Below are 15,839 nucleotides of genomic sequence, written 5' to 3' on the forward strand. Positions count from 1 at the left end.
GTCAACATGGAGACCTGTATTCTCACTTATTATTCCTTAATTTACTTACTATTACACCGGAATTTCCATATGCTTCCGATGAACTATTCTGACAGTACCTTCCTACCAGTCTGAATCACAATTACAACGACATGTGTATGACAAAAGCATGTAAAGTGATTGAACATATTGTGAACAAAACTTTTCATCTACTATTCATAGGGACTTCCCTAATTCTTTATTCCTCCGACGGGATTATGATGAAAGTACGAATTCAATTCAGATAAGGAGGTGGCCGTATTGAGCAAGAAGATATCTTCTACAAATCAACCAAAAGAAGAAGCGAATTTAAAAGGTACCTTGATCATGGTGATGATCGTCGGGATCGTCATTCTTGTCATGTGGTTCGGCGCTTACGGATTATTCTTATCTAGATAATTACTCGCATTAAAGGAGGAAACATTATGCATTTGCATAAGTATGAAAAAGTATGGCTTGTGTTCGGTTTAGCATCATTGGTTTTATTTTTACTCATTATCGGCTTCGCGGCGTTCTGGAAAGGAACACATCCACAAAGTCACATTGAAACAATTGATCCACAAAACGTCGAAGCAAATGAAGCATTCCAGCCTGATCATCTCGGTCTAACAGAAGTGGCTGATGGCAAATACGTTGTTAATATTGTCGCTTCCGCTTTCAACTATGACTTTGGTAAAGAAGAAGATGGAACCGCTACTAAGACGATTCGCGTTCCAAAAGGTTCCACAGTCCTCTTCCAAGTAACGAGTAAAGACGTCGTTCACGGATTCCAAGTTGCCGGTACAAATGTCAACATGATGGTTGAACCAGGACATATCAGTCGCTTCGAATCCGTTATGAAAAACGGTGGCGAATTCACAGTTGTTTGTAACGAATATTGCGGCATCGGTCACCACTTGATGTTCGGCACAGTGGAGGTGTACTAACTTATGGAACTATTTAATTTCACAAAAAAAGAATCCAGACTATATATGGCCTTCATGTATGTCACATTCATCTCCCTTTTAGTCGGTGGATTGATGGGACTGCTTCAGACATTAGTACGATCCGGTAAATACACATTACCATTCAACATCGATTACTATACAATCTTAACAACGCACGGTGTCATACTTGGTTTAGTATTGACTACATTCTTCATTGTCGGTTTCCAATTTTCACTTATGGGAAAAACCGTTGGAATTTCAGACAAACAATTAAAGTGGGGCTGGATTTCATTTTGGGTCATGTTGGTAGGTACTGTATTATCCGCATGGATGATCTTAACAGGTGAAGCATCTGTATTGTATACATTTTATACTCCACTTCGCGCGCATCCTATTTTCTACATCGGCCTAACATTGGTCATTGTAGGTAGCTGGATTGCTGCTTTCACTAACTTCCGTCAACTATATGTATGGAAGAAAGCTCATAAAGGTGAAAAATCTCCTTTATTAGCATTCATGGTAGTCATTAATATGATCATGTGGTTTGTCGCAACGCTTGGTGTAGCGTATTCGGTCATCGTATTGATCTTACCTTGGTCACTTGGTTACGTTGCAACAGTCAACGTATTATTAACACGTACATTATTCTGGTATTTCGGTCACCCGCTCGTATATTTCTGGTTGTTACCTGCTTATATGGCTTGGTATGCAATCATCCCAAAAATCATCGGAGGAAAGCTTTTCAGTGATTCGTTAGCAAGACTGGCATTCATTTTATTGTTGATGTTCTCTATTCCAGTTGGATTCCATCACCAATTGACGGAGCCAGGTATTGATCCGACTTGGAAGTTCATCCAAGTAGTCTTAACGTTCATGGTAGTCATTCCTTCATTAATGACTGCATTCTCTTTATTCGCTACATTTGAAATTACAGGCAGAAAAAAAGGCTATAAATCTCTATTCGGCTGGTTCAAGAAGCTTCCTTGGAAAGATGTTCGTTTCTTGGCACCATTCGTTGGTATGGCTGCCTTCATTCCCGGTGGTGCAGGCGGTATTATTAATGCTTCTCACCAAGTAAACTCTCTTGTTCACAACACGATTTGGATTACAGGGCACTTCCATTTAACAGTTGCCACAACAGTCATCTTAACATTTTTCGGTATTGCGTATTGGTTGATTCCTCACTTGACGGGTCGCCGCTTGACTCCTAGATTGAATAAACTAGGAATCATTCAGACATTCATCTGGACAATCGGTATGACAATTATGTCTACTTCGATGCATATTCAAGGTTTGATTGGCGGACCACGTCGTTCAGCATTCTCTGAGTACGCAGGTGGCGATCAAGTGTCTACTTGGATTAGTTATCAAATGTGGCAAGCTGTCGGCGGAACGATTCTATTCATCGGTATCCTTTTGATGTTCTATATCTTCATTCAATTGGCATTCTTTGCACCACGCGGTTATGAAGAATATCCAATCGCTGAAGAAGAAATAGACGCTGAGAAAACACCAAAGATTTTGGAGAACTGGTATTTATGGATTGGTATTACGGTCGCATTGATTTTATTCGCGTATACGATACCGATGATCGATATTATTCAGCACTCCCCTCCTGGATCCATTCCATTCGATTGGCCAATTGGACGTTCTTAAACAACAGAAAAGCCCTGAAGACTCCGGAGTATGACTTCGGGTTTTTCAGGGACTTTTTTATAACTTGGTTTATGACAACAATCTATACGATACATAATGATCTCTTACGTACAGTAGTTCCTTGAGATCTTTAATGTACTATAAAAAGATTCTATCATACCTTTACATAAAATGAATCTAATTAACTAGTAAATTATTTAATGAAGATAAGTATAAAGATACGTTTAATAACCAGAATTGTATTGTATGATAGGTTTATAGATTTAATAAACGGTTAACGCTCGTTAGTACAAAGTACCAAATCTACCATACTCAAAGGAGATACGTCGAAATGAAGAAAATTGCCCTAACCACGATTGCTTCCCTTATGCTTGCAACTAGCATCTCAGTTGGCAGTGTTGCTGCTGCATCCAAGACGCATGTCGTGCAAGCAGGAGAAACTCTTTACAAGATTTCCACTCAGTACAAGATTACGGTAACCGAGTTAAAACGTCTGAATTCTCTCACTTCTAATAATATCAAAGTTAAACAGAAACTAATAGTAGAAAATAAAACGAACTCTTCAAAAGTTGTCTCTTCTACTAATTCATTCGGTACATTATCATCAAGCAAGCCTGTGACACAGCCAATTGTCGCTGCTACTAACCAAGCACTAGGTAAGAGTTTAGTAGACATTACACAGCCATTACTAGGGACTCCTTATGTATGGGCAGGCGCAACACCAGCAGGATTTGATTGCAGTGGATTCATTTACTACGCATTCAACCAGGCAGGCGTTAAAGTCCCTCGACTAGACACCATCGGTTTCTATAACCGTTCACTATTTATAAAAGATCCTGTAGTAGGAGATTTATTATTCTTCGAAAATACATATCGTCCAGGCATCTCACATATCGGTATTTATCTCGGCAATAATGAATTCATTCACGCAGGGACCAAAGCAATTGAAATCGCCTCACTAGATTCCTCTTACTGGAAATCACATTTCATGGGCTTCAAGCGCTTTTTAGATATTAAATAATGAATGAAAAACGGGTTGCCCTATAAGTCATGATGACTTGTAGGACAACCCGTTTTATTTAGTGTATTGATTATCGTGCGGAATATCCGCCGTCAATGACAAGCTCTGCGCCAGTAATATAAGCCGCTTCATCCGATGCGAGGAATAGTACAGCATTTCCTACATCTTCTGGCTGACCTAAACGTTGTAGTGGAGTCATTTTAATCAACATATCAAGTTGAGCTTTTGACTCTTCCAGATTTGCAACCATGGGTGTCTGGATTACTCCTGGGAATACTGTGTTCACACGGATACCAGCTTGTCCATATTCTGCCGCTGCCGCTTTTGAGATCGCACGTACCGCACCTTTAGAAGCAGAGTACGGATTTAAGCCCATGCCGATTAAAGCAGTATAAGAAGAAATATTGACGATTGCTCCTTTTTTCGCTTCTTTCATATATTTAGAAACATGCTTCATACCTAGGAATGTACCGAAGCTATTGATGTCTGAAAGTCTACGCCAATCTTCAATGGTGATTTGATCCACCGTTTTTTCTGTTGAGATTCCTGCATTATTTACCAGAATATCAATTTTGCCAAAGTGATCGACAGCTTTTTTCATTGCGTCTTCCCACTCTGCATCTTCTGTTACATTCAATTTGATCGTGAAGATATTGTCTTGCCCGCCCCACTTTTCTTCAAGTGCTGCTGTATTGATATCCGCCGCAATTACTTTTGCGCCTTCTGCCGTGAATTGCTTTACCATCATCTCGCCCATACCTGATGCTCCACCTGTAATAAATGCTACTTTATCTTGTAATCTGCTCATAGTATATCTCTCCTTTATTGTTATTACTGTTATATACTTTAACACTAAACTATATTCGATGCTATTATTCTGTTTGGCAAAATCTGTAGCCTATATGGGACGTTTCTACACCCTTCATTTTATACATACCTTGTATAGACCCTATGCATACGGTATAATAAGAGATGTATATATACTCTACAAATGGAAGAAGTGAACAATTATGTTCAAAGATCAACGTTATCTTCATTATAATGCAGCGGGCTTCCGGCAGGATTTAATTGCAGGGATTACTGTTGGAATTGTAGCCATTCCGCTTGGGATGGCTTTTGCAATTGCTTCTGGCGTGAAACCCGAATACGGACTGTACACAACGATCATCGCAGGTCTTTTAGTCGCTTTGCTAGGTGGCTCACGCTACCAAATCGCGGGTCCTACTGGCGCATTCATTCCCATATTATTAGCTATTGTGTTGCAATACGGGTATGAAGACCTTCTAATCGCTGGATTTCTCGCTGGTATTCTTCTCGTCATCATGAGCTTTCTCGGTGTCAGTAATCTCATTCATTTCGTCCCGCGATCGGTAACGATAGGATTCACCGCGGGAATAGCCGTCATTATATTCACTGGACAATTCCAAAACTTTTTTGGATTGACGGGAGTGGAGAAAAAAGAATTTTTCCATGAAAGCATGATAGAAATCGCTCGTCATTTTCATACCGTCAATACATTTAGTATCTTGACTGCCGTAATTGGTTTATTCGTTATCTTCCTCTTACCGAGGATTGCTCCAAAGGTTCCGGTGTTACTTATTGCACTGCTAGTTCCTACTATTTGCTCGATCTTGTTTTTCCCAGGTAAAGTGGAAACGATCGGTACAGCATACGGCGGCATTCCGCAACATCTTCCTAGTTTTCACTTTCCCGAGATTACACTCGCCAAACTGGTAAACTTATGGCAACCTGCCTTAATCATTGCCGCACTCGGTGCAATCGAGTCCCTGCTTTCCGCAGTCGTTGCCGATGGAATGAAAACTAAAGTACCGAAACACGATTCCAAGAAAGAGTTGTTCGGTCAAGGTGTCGCCAATATTGTGACACCGTTATTCGGTGGAATTCCAGCAACAGGCGCTATCGCCCGTACCGCCACAAATATTGGTTCAGGCGCGGTCAGTCCAATTTCCGGTGTCGTACAAAGTTTATTTGTATTGGCGTTCTTATTACTATTCGCACCTTACGCTTCTTATATACCATTAGCCGCAATGGCGCCGATTTTAATGTTCGTTGCATGGAATATGAGTTCACGTAAAGCCTTCGCTCAGATCGCTTCATTACACTCAGGCGATTCGCTTGTGTTACTGACAACTTTCTTGTTGACGATATTCGTGAATCTAACGATCGCAGTCGAAGTCGGAATCTTACTCGCCGCCCTGTCGTTCTTACGTAAAATGAGTGGCTCTTTAACTATTAAAAAGAGTAAATTAACCGACGTGGAGAAGTTCAAGTTGGATCCAGAAAATGAATCCGAACTGGTTAAGTTCAAAATCTCGGGGCCGCTGTTCTTCGGTACAGCGAAATATTTTGAAGATCGATATCCCGAGCTATTAAATCTTGAACAGAAAATGATCATTTTAGACATGAAAAATTTAACAGCCATCGACGCAACAGGCGAAGCGGCTCTCTCTGCGATGCTCGACGAAGCAGGTCGCCAAAACAAGCGACTGATCTTTAAAAAAGTGCCTCCTGAGAAAGTGAGTTTGTTTAAACGTAGTGGCTTGTATGACAAGATCGGTGAGGATAATTTCTTTATGTTGTGAGTGTTGGGGTGATTGGGTCGTTGCTCGACTGATTGTTGGGTACTGAAGTCACTGAGTGTCTGCTTTCTGCACCCGCGCTGTCACTTGAAACCACAAAAAAGCTTCCACTCAGCTATAAACTGAGTGGAAGCTTTTTACTATCTTCATAACTTCCATTTAAACCGAGCATACCCCGCAAGTAAAAGGAAGTTCACCGCAGCACTGATCACTGTACCGTACGCAATAGCTTGCGCACCCAGCTGATCAACAAACGCAAAAATAATACCAATATTAATTCCAAACACGCTAATTAAACTAAAGATGATCGGTGTGATTGAATTACCTTTTGCATAATAAAAACGAGTGACATATGTATTCGCTGCTAGGAAGAACATCGACAGAGCAAATATTTTGAACACCGGCACCGTCAGCATAATGGATTTTTCATCGAAATTTCCATAACCGAATACTAAACGGACTAGCGGTTCAGCTAAGAAGTAGCAAAACACTGTCGCAGGCAATAGTAACGCGACCATATAGAGCATACCTTTCTTGTAGAGCGCTTTGACCGTATTCGTATCCCCTTCGCCTTCTTTCTTCGCGAGCATTGGATAAATTACCGTCGTTACAGCTGTCATCAAGATCGCTTGTGGAAAGCCAGTTAGTTTAGATGCGTAGTTAATAGAAGATATTGCCCCTTCTCCTAATCCCCCGGCTGCAATACGGTGAATAACGAAGTAGAACTGCAAAGATGCGCCACCGAATAAAATCGGAAGTGCCAGCCACCACATCCTCTTAATATCCGTCGGCATGCCGAATGAAGGTTTTAATGAAGAGAGATCTGCACGTCTAATCCCCCAATATAGGAAGAGTCCCATTAGGATCGCACTGACCATCGCACCGACGCCGTATGATTCAGGTCCAAGCCATTTCGTCAGCGCAACCCCCACTCCAACAAATGCTACGTTATACAGCAAGATGGCAAGACTCGATAACTGAAAGCGGTCATGGATATTCAATAATCCGCTCATCCATGTCGACATGACTAAAACGATAGAAGAAGGCATCATCCAGAGGAAGAGATTTCTTACTAATGTGTAGTCTTCATCACTTAGTTCTTTAAAGAATAGATGTAAAATCGGATTCGTCAATACGATGATGACTACTGTCACGAGTGTTGCGGTTATGACAACTGTCGTGAATGCTTTGCGCACAAATAATGGTCGATCCATATTTGAAGAATGGTAGATCGATATAAAGGCAGTCGTCAACGCGCCGCCAAGCACTAGATAAATAAAGTTCGGTATCGTATATGCAGTCGCGATGGCATCCGCTACTGTCGAGGTACCGTATTGTATGCCAATCACAACTTCACGCCCGAAGCCAAACAATCTGGCTACAATATTAATGATCGCGACAGCACCGATGATCTTGAATAATTTACTCATTTGGAAGATCCCTTTCCATTCTGTTCATAAATATCGTTCAACCTGTTGACGATTACTGTAGAAGAATGTTGCTGAATCACTTGTTGCGTCACTTCATGTTGCTCCCTCGTCACTTCACTAGCAAGTGCTGTTTCGAGTCCAGCAGCTAAAGCTTGCGCATTACGTGGTTCAACTAAGGTTCCCACATCGTCTTTCAATAAATAAGGAAGACCTCCAACATTCGTCGCTACGACTTTGGCTCCTGATGCAAGCGCTTCGAGTGCTACTAAACCAAAACCTTCATGATAAGAAGGAAGAACGAGAATATCCGCTGCTGACATCCATTTCGCCAATTCAGTCTGGCTGACAGGTTCTTTAAAGAGAATGCCCGTATTGTTCGCGACTTTCTCCTTCACGTCTGCCACAAAACGCTGATCCTTTTGTGAACCTACTATATATAGAAGAAGATCATCATGCGTCTGTTGTAATTGTTCAAATGCATCCGTCAATTCCATGACGCCTTTTGCTTCAATCACGTTTCCTACAAAGAGTACTACACGTTCATTTAAAGGCACGTCCAATAAAAGCCGGACTTCTTCCTGGCCCATTGGTTTGAAAACCTCCGTATCGACTCCCATACTCATAACCTCTACCTTACTAGGGGGTATACCATAGTCTTCGATGACATCATTTCGCAACTTCTCCCCAACTGTAATTACCACTGAAGATTCTTGTAAAATACGTTGAGTGAGTTGTGTGATTCGTGGACTCTTCTTCGCCATTTTGTCTAGATCTCCACCATGCACAGTGACAACGTACGGGATCTTCCATACTTTCTTTGCAAGCAACGATACTAGTCCAGTTGGAAATGCATAATGTGCATGTGTGATGCTGATGTTCTTTTTATGCTGTAAGACATATAGAAGGGATTGCATTCCCCATGATAAATATTTGGTTATTTTTCCGATCTTTCCTTTGCCGGGATCATGTATGGCGATGACTTTAACGTTTACACCTTCATTTTTTACTTGTTCCACTTGATTTTTCACAAATATTCCATAGGTGGGATGCTCAGTGGAAGGATACATATTACTAAACACTACTACTTTAGGCACTCATAACTCATCCTTTATTACGTACTGTCATAAACTACTACGCTTTTTTATACGTTGAATGATTATACCACATACCACGCGGATATAAAGTCGCAATAATAATTAACTGACTATTCCACCTGATCCAATTAATCTAAATTCAACTAGTAATTTATACTAACATTTCACTCATGTGTCAGGGTGTAATTCTCTTGTAATGTAAATGTAACAATTTCTATGTTTATCCGTGCTAATATATTCCTAGATTACAAAGCACAACAGTGATTGTGCGAAAGGGGAATTTGAGAACAGCATGAAACGTCTATTAACTCTGGTCATGGCAAGTCTACTATTCTTTTCATTCGCACCAGAATTTGCTTCCGCAAACTCACCAACTTCATTAGTCAACACAGCGAAAAAGTATATGGGAACGCCTTACCGCTTAGGTGGGACAACCCCTACAGCATTTGATTGTTCAGGATTTACACAATACGTATTCAATAAAGAAGGTCTTTCTATTCCAAGAACGACTGGTCAACAAATCGGAGTCGGTACTTCTATTTCTAAAAGCAATCTAGAAGTTGGAGATTTAGTATTCTTCAATACATCAGGTCGCGGCGTATCACACGTTGGCATCTATATAGGATCTAATAACTTCATCCATGCTTCTGTGAGCAAAGGTGTCATGGTATCATCATTGGATGATCCATACTACTGGAAGAGCCGTTATATCGGTGCACGTCGCGTAGCGAACTTCACTGATAACGTAGCAAAGGAAGAGAAAAAGGTGGCGGCAGCTGCTCCTGTTAAAGAAATCGTCTATGCAACACGCGGTGAAATAGCACAGGTATTAGCAGAAAAGTTAGAGCTTGATATGACAACAGTTAACATTGCATTTAAAGACGTAGATGAATCAAACCCTCACTACGAAGCAATTTCCGCAGTCGCTGAAGCGAACATCTTCTCTGGCGATGCAGGTAACTTTAATCCAGATAAAGAATTAACTCGCGCCCAAATGGCAAAAATCTTAGTAAGTGCATTTGAATTAAGAGGTTCTGCCATCGCGAATTTCTCCGATGTTCCTGCTGGTCACTGGGCAACAGAGTATATCAACATCTTATTCTATCATGAAATTACAACTGGCTACCTAGACGGTACATATGGTTTGACAGACAAAGTATCCGTTGGCCAACTAAATAAATTCATCGATCGTATCAACAATTGATGACCCTACCGAATGTTCAAATTAGAGCATTCGGCTTTTTTATATTCAGCTCTATCCCCCTTCCGTATCACCCTTCCTAAAGTAGTAATGAAGAATCAGAAAGGAACATTGCTATTTTACGAACCATGACAAAAATATCTAGTAATTAGATTTCATAACTGGTAAAATGAACCTATGAGTCTAGTAACAAATCATATTTTTAAGGAGGATCTCATGAAACAATTTAAATGGGCAACAGTCGGACTGTTGCTGCTAACGATCTTAGCTCTCGCACCTCTCCAGTCATTTGCAAGCTTTAAGTTTTCCGACGTCCCCGCCAACAGTGAATATTTTAAAGAAGTTCATTACATAGCTGAAAAAGGAATCATCAATCAAACTCCTAAATTCAATCCTCAAGATAACTTACGACGTTCACATGTTGCCAAGATGCTAGTTATTGCAACTGGCACGCAAGATACACAGTTAAAAAATATGCAAATTAACGGTTTGAAGCCGACTAGCGAACAATACAAGTTTGCTAACATTGCTCTTCAAAAAGGATACTTCCCTAACACGGACGCAAACAACTTCAAACCGAACGAAGAAATTAAACGGGATGAAATGGCTTACGCAATGTCCGTAGCATTTAACTTATCCGAAAAAGTAACGAGCCAAAAGCCTTTGGGCATGAATGACGTACAAAGTCATAAATATGCTGATCGTATCAATGGCTTGTATTATGCAGGTATTACACAAGGTGACAACAAGAAATTCTTACCGAATAACAAGTTAACACGTAAACAATTCGCTTTATTTGTTGCACGCGCAATGGACAAGCAGTTTGCATTAACAGTTAAAACACCAGACCAGCAATCCAGTGTAGAGTACGTACGTGTCGCAACAGGTGACGATACGGATCCATTGAACGTACGTAGCGCACCTTCTGAGTCCTCGGCTATCATTCATGTGTTGCCTAACGGTACATTAGTAGAAGTAACAGGCAAAACAGGTGTCTGGCTAAAAGTCAAGATCAATGGTGTAGAAGGATATATTCATGAATATTTTACGACGCCTAATATAAATGACGTGAAACCGAGTACTCCAGCACCAACACCACCACCTGTCACTACACCAAAACCGACCCCTGTTGCTAAAACAATGGGTAAAGTAACGGTAAATAATTTAAACATGCGTTCTGCCGGCAACTCTAGTGCCCCTACTGTCGGTAAACTTCAAGCGGGTCAGAAAGTTGAAGTCCTATCCATCTCTGGATACTGGGCGAAGATTCGTACGGGCAGTACAACAGGTTATGTGCACAAAACGTATTTGAAATTATTGAATCAAACAGGTAATCCATTGAAAAACCGGATCATCGTTGTTGACGCTGGACATGGCGGACACGACCCAGGCGCAGGTAAGAATGGCCAGTCTGAAAAAAACATCACATTGAAGGTTTCTAAGAAAGTAGAAGCGAAGTTAAAAAATGCGGGTGCTAAAGTGATCATGACACGTTCTAACGATACGTATTATTCACTACAAGCACGTACAGATTTCGCTAAGAAGAATTATGCAGAAACATTCGTTTCAATTCACGTCAACGCAGCAGGTTTTGCTGCAAAAGGAGCAGAAGTTTTCTATGATTCTTCTTCTAACGTAAACGCAACAGAAAGCCGCGACTTAGCTTCTTTCATTCAGCGTAATATTGTGCAAAAGGCCAATATGTCTGATCGTGGCGTGAAGAATAAAGGATTTTATGTCATTAAGAATAATAACGTAGCTGCTGTTCTTGTGGAGTTAGGCTTTATTACAAATTCACAAGATTATGCGAAGTTGACAAGCGAGAAGTATTTGAATATTTATGCTGATGCGATCTATACAGGCCTGTATCAGTATTATAGCAAGCAATAAGGTCATCCTTCCCTCCTAGATATGTTCTCTAGGAGGTTTTTTATTGTTTTAACACGGTTGAGTGAAAGGGGTAATGAATTTTGGTTGTGATTTTAAGCGGGCTTGCAAACTGGGAGATTGGGGTCGTTGCTCGACTGGTTGTTGGGTACTGAAATCACTGAGTGTCTGCTTTCTAGACCCGCGCAAGCACGTGGGGATTGGCTACAGCCTATCCCCACGTGCTTGCGCTACTGAGTAGTAGTTATGTAGGTTGTGGTTCTCTAATAGGAAGAAGTTCATCATTAAATCTATTAAAACAACTACATGAACTGCCCTACACGCTCTCTTACTTCGAATTTTACTCACTAAAAGGAAAAAATCCGTTACAAGAAGCAAGCCTCTCATAACAGATTATTATATTATACAGTCAGCTGATTAATTTCTGTCGCAAAGACGTTTTGTGCCTTAGCAATATCTACTGGATGACCCATCTCGTTCAATGTTTCACCAATTTGCATCACTGCCTTTTCTAACATGTCCGCTGTAGTATTTCCCATATGTCCGATACGGAACGCTTTGCCTGCTAAATGAGCGAGTGAGCCCGATAGAACCGTGCCCTTTTCTGCCATTGCCGCACGGAACTTCCCATCGTCAATACCTTCAGGATATAAAATACAACTTAACGTCGGAGCGGCCATTTCTTCTGACGCGATCGCTTTCATACCATAGACTGCTAAACTTTGTCGTACAGCACGGCCGAATGCTTTATGGCGTTGAATACGAGCGTCTAGTCCTTCTTCCAATACGATACGAAGCCCTTCTTCTAGCGCGTACACTAAATTTACTGCAGGTGTTGCAAAATACTTGGAAGGATCATGCATGATCGGAATCCAATTATAAATATCACAATAGTAAGCTTGCACACGTTCCATAGCCGCACGCGCATCCAGAGCTGTCTGATTGAATGCTACAAGCGCAATACCTGGTGGAACACCAATAGCTTTCTGTGAGCCGGTCAAAACGATATCGACCGTGTTACCTGCTCCCCCGTATTCTTTGCTCATATCCTCATCCATCGCAGTAGTTGCACAAACACCGTCGACGATAACCAGAGCACCGTGCTTCTTAATGATAGGTACAACAGCTTCCAAATCAATTCGTACGCCCGTCGAAGTATCTGCGTGGGTCACAGTGACTGCTTTATAGTTCCCTTCAGACAATTTCTTGTCTATTTCTTCAGGTGATACTTGCTTACCCCATTCAGATTGCAATACATCTACTTGAATACCGAATGCTTGTCCCAGTTTAATGAAGCGGTCTCCGAAGTATCCTTGACTGACGACGAGAAGCTTTTCGCCTTCTGCAATCGTATTCACAATCGCCATTTCCATTCCGATTGTTCCCGATCCAGCGACTACAAATACTTCACCATCTGTATTAAAGATCTTTCTCGTCTGATCGATAGTATGTTTATAGATTTGGACAAAACGCGGATCCGTATGTGACCATGTCTCACTCGCCATCGCATCATAAATAGAATCCACTACTGGTGTGGGTCCAGGGATTAGCAGCATTTCTTTATTTCTCATCGTATAATTCCTCCTCTTCCTGTGTACACATCTCTAATACTATATAAATTATCTAAATCTTTCAAATAAAATAAAAAGCAGGGAATTGGATATTTTTTATCCAATTCCCTGCACATTTCTTTTCATATCACTTCATCTAATAAAAGATGCTGTGACCCGTTATCATATGAATACCCCTTTGTTGAAGCGAACGAAACTTTCTCCCAAAAGTACCATTCGGTCAAGCGGTTATACTATTAGAACTGTGCCGTTTCAGTTGAACCAGACATAGCCGTTGTTGAAGATTGACCTTCAGAGATTACCTGTGTCACTTCATCGAAGTAACCTGTTCCAACTTCACGTTGGTGACGAGTAGCAGTATATCCTTTTGCTTCGTTTTCAAACTCAGCTTGCTGAAGCTCTGAATAAGCAGCCATTCCGCGAGTTTTGTAACCATGTGCCAATTCGAACATGCTGTGGTTTAGTGAGTGGAAACCAGCAAGTGTTACGAACTGGAACTTGTAGCCCATCTTACCTAGTTCAATCTGGTACTTCGCGATTGTTTCTTGATCAAGATTCGCTTTCCAGTTAAATGATGGTGAACAGTTATAAGCAAGCATTTTTTCAGGGAATTTCGCGTGAATTGCGTCAGCGAATTCTTGAGCTTCTTCAAGTGATGGGTGAGAAGTTTCACACCATACTAGGTCAGCGTATTCAGCGTAAGCAAGTCCACGTGCGATTGCTTGTTTGATACCTGGTGTAGTTTTGAAGAATCCTTCGTTCGTGCGCTCTCCAGTGATGAATGGAGCATCGATTGGATCGATATCGCTAGTTACCATGTCAGCAGCGTCAGCGTCAGTACGAGCGATGATAACTGTATCTACACCTAGTACGTCAGCAGCTAGACGTGCAGCTGTCAGGTTGCGAACTGCATTTTGAGTTGGTAGAAGTACTTTACCACCCAAGTGTCCACATTTCTTTTCAGATGCTAATTGGTCTTCCAAGTGAACACCAGCAGCTCCAGCTTCGATCATGCCTTTCATTAATTCGAATACGTTCAATGGACCACCGAAACCAGCTTCCATATCAGCCACGATTGGAGCGAACCAATCAAATCCGTCTTCACGGCCTTCTGCATGGTCGATCTGGTCAGCACGTTGAAGTGCTTGGTTGATGCGCTTAACAACTGCAGGTACAGAGTTTGCTGGATATAAACTTTGGTCAGGATACATTTGTCCTGCAAGGTTTGCATCAGCAGCAACTTGCCATCCGCTTAGATAGATAGCTTGTAGACCAGCTTTAACTTGCTGTACTGCTTGGTTACCCGTTAGTGCACCTAGTGCATTAATGAAATCTTCTTCATGAAGAGATTCCCAAAGGCGAGCAGCACCCTTTTCAGCTAGTGTATTTTGAATTAGAAGTGAACCTCTAAGTTTAACTACGTCTTCTGCAGTGTAGTTACGTTTGATCCCTTTCCAACGACTATCCTCGGCCCAGCTTTTCTCCAATTGTGCAATTTGTTCTTGTCTTGTTGACATTATCTTCACACCTTCCCAATTTTTCAACGGCTAACTGTTACAATCTGTTTCATAACAGCTATCTTCGTTATGTATTACTATATAACAGCACTTCAGAATTGTCAGTTCATTTCGACAAAAAGGCTTTTTTAGAGGATGAAAGAATGGTAGAATGGATGAAAGGGCATACATTGGAAGTTAATTATATAAAAAGGGGATTTTATGAAGATTATGGAAAATACCGATATTCCAAAGAAAATTCTGAATCAATACGCTTCTATATTAGAAGACTGGGTTCCAAAAGACGCTTCTATAGCTATTGCAGTTTCCGATCACTATATCTATTACGTTCCGGGTATGCATGATATTCATTTGCGAGAAGGTCAGCATGTCCAGACCGGCAGTATTGCGGAAGTGACGATTAAAGACCAGCGTAAAGTGGAAGTCGTCATGGACAACTCTCTCTATGGTACATCGTACTTCGGCATGGGCTATCCTATTAATGTACAAGGCGAAAGCGGCGCGTTAATCATTATCCTCCCGCCTAACTTCCACGTACTCAAAAAAGATCAGTTACAGTTCCTAACAGGGAAGAAAGATGACGAGTGGTTTCCGATTCCATTAGACCAAGTCAGTTATATAGAAAGTTTACATAAGAAAACGTGGTTTTACACAGCGGGCGATCATTATAATATTAGTTTTACATTGAAGGATTTACATCTTCGTTTGCCGAGACATTTCTTACGAATTCATCGCTCGTATATTATTAATATGAACTATATTGAAAAAATTGCTCGTGACTTCTCTTCGAACCTGGTAATTACATTAATAGACGGTACCGAATTGCCAGTTAGTCAGACGTATTTAAATGAAGTGCGAGCACTTCTAGGATTCTAATAAAAAACTGAAGACCGTTCCTGATTCAGGATCGGTCTTCAG

13 protein-coding genes are annotated in these 15,839 nt (G+C 41.1%); 8 read left to right on the forward strand and 5 right to left on the reverse strand.

The features are described from left to right. Positions 1–279 precede the first annotated feature (279 nt). From CSV61_RS06950 to CSV61_RS06965, 4 genes are all read left to right on the forward strand, one after another. Entirely contained in the window at positions 280–417 is a 138-nt protein-coding gene (locus CSV61_RS06950) for a cytochrome c oxidase subunit 2A (RefSeq protein ID WP_233193536.1), read from the forward strand. Positions 418–443: 26 nt separating this feature from the next. Next, the gene (locus CSV61_RS06955; protein ID WP_083035156.1) at positions 444–944 is read left to right on the forward strand and encodes a cytochrome c oxidase subunit II; all 501 of its coding nucleotides are present in this window, start codon (positions 444–446) and stop codon (positions 942–944) included. Positions 945–947: 3 nt separating this feature from the next. Next, positions 948–2,600 (forward strand): b(o/a)3-type cytochrome-c oxidase subunit 1, encoded by a 1,653-nt coding sequence (locus CSV61_RS06960; RefSeq protein WP_099638613.1) that lies wholly within the window; start codon positions 948–950, stop codon positions 2,598–2,600. Between the two features lie 331 nt (positions 2,601–2,931). Beyond that, positions 2,932–3,621, forward strand: a complete 690-nt coding sequence (locus CSV61_RS06965; RefSeq protein ID WP_083035154.1) for a C40 family peptidase — start codon at positions 2,932–2,934, stop codon at positions 3,619–3,621. Between the two features lie 70 nt (positions 3,622–3,691). Here CSV61_RS06965 and CSV61_RS06970 read toward each other — a convergent pair whose 3' ends face one another. Beyond that, positions 3,692–4,429: an SDR family NAD(P)-dependent oxidoreductase gene (locus CSV61_RS06970; protein WP_099638614.1), complete on the reverse strand. Its 738-nt coding sequence runs from the start codon at positions 4,427–4,429 to the stop codon at positions 3,692–3,694. 202 nt (positions 4,430–4,631) lie between these two features. On the opposite strand from CSV61_RS06970, the gene CSV61_RS06975 reads away from it, so the two are divergent. Next, a complete protein-coding gene (locus tag CSV61_RS06975; protein ID WP_099638615.1) occupies positions 4,632–6,224 on the forward strand; it encodes a SulP family inorganic anion transporter in 1,593 nt (530 codons plus the stop codon). Between the two features lie 143 nt (positions 6,225–6,367). Here CSV61_RS06975 and murJ read toward each other — a convergent pair whose 3' ends face one another. Together murJ and CSV61_RS06985 are read right to left on the reverse strand one after the other, a co-directional pair. Further along, on the reverse strand, positions 6,368–7,651 hold the full coding sequence (gene murJ / locus CSV61_RS06980; protein WP_099638616.1) for a murein biosynthesis integral membrane protein MurJ: 1,284 nt from the start codon (positions 7,649–7,651) through the stop codon (positions 6,368–6,370). Further along, positions 7,648–8,745, reverse strand: coding sequence for a glycosyltransferase (locus tag CSV61_RS06985; protein WP_099638617.1), 1,098 nt, complete (start codon positions 8,743–8,745; stop codon positions 7,648–7,650). Before CSV61_RS06985 ends, murJ begins: the two co-directional genes overlap by 4 nt. Positions 8,746–9,037: 292 nt before the next feature. Between CSV61_RS06985 and CSV61_RS06990 the strand changes: the two genes are divergently transcribed. Both CSV61_RS06990 and CSV61_RS06995 read left to right on the forward strand, forming a co-directional pair. Continuing rightward, positions 9,038–9,949: a C40 family peptidase gene (locus CSV61_RS06990; RefSeq protein WP_099638618.1), complete on the forward strand. Its 912-nt coding sequence runs from the start codon at positions 9,038–9,040 to the stop codon at positions 9,947–9,949. Between the two features lie 213 nt (positions 9,950–10,162). Continuing rightward, positions 10,163–11,836: an N-acetylmuramoyl-L-alanine amidase gene (locus tag CSV61_RS06995; protein WP_158233791.1), complete on the forward strand. Its 1,674-nt coding sequence runs from the start codon at positions 10,163–10,165 to the stop codon at positions 11,834–11,836. Positions 11,837–12,234: 398 nt separating this feature from the next. Here the strand turns inward: CSV61_RS06995 and CSV61_RS07000 are convergent, their stop codons facing one another. Further along, entirely contained in the window at positions 12,235–13,404 is a 1,170-nt protein-coding gene (locus CSV61_RS07000; protein ID WP_099638620.1) for a pyridoxal-phosphate-dependent aminotransferase family protein, read from the reverse strand. Between the two features lie 236 nt (positions 13,405–13,640). Beyond that, positions 13,641–14,921, reverse strand: a complete 1,281-nt coding sequence (aceA, locus tag CSV61_RS07005; protein WP_083035146.1) for an isocitrate lyase — start codon at positions 14,919–14,921, stop codon at positions 13,641–13,643. A gap of 201 nt (positions 14,922–15,122) precedes the next feature. Here aceA and CSV61_RS07010 point away from each other — a divergent pair, with 201 nt between their 5' ends. Further along, positions 15,123–15,797 carry a LytTR family DNA-binding domain-containing protein gene (locus CSV61_RS07010; protein WP_233193537.1) on the forward strand — a complete coding sequence of 225 codons (675 nt, stop codon included), beginning with the start codon at positions 15,123–15,125 and terminating at the stop codon, positions 15,795–15,797. The last annotated feature ends 42 nt before the right edge of the window (positions 15,798–15,839 follow it).

The sequence above is a fragment of the Sporosarcina sp. P3 genome, assembly GCF_002743415.1.
In the GTDB taxonomy this organism is placed as follows: domain Bacteria; phylum Bacillota; class Bacilli; order Bacillales_A; family Planococcaceae; genus Sporosarcina; species Sporosarcina ureae_A.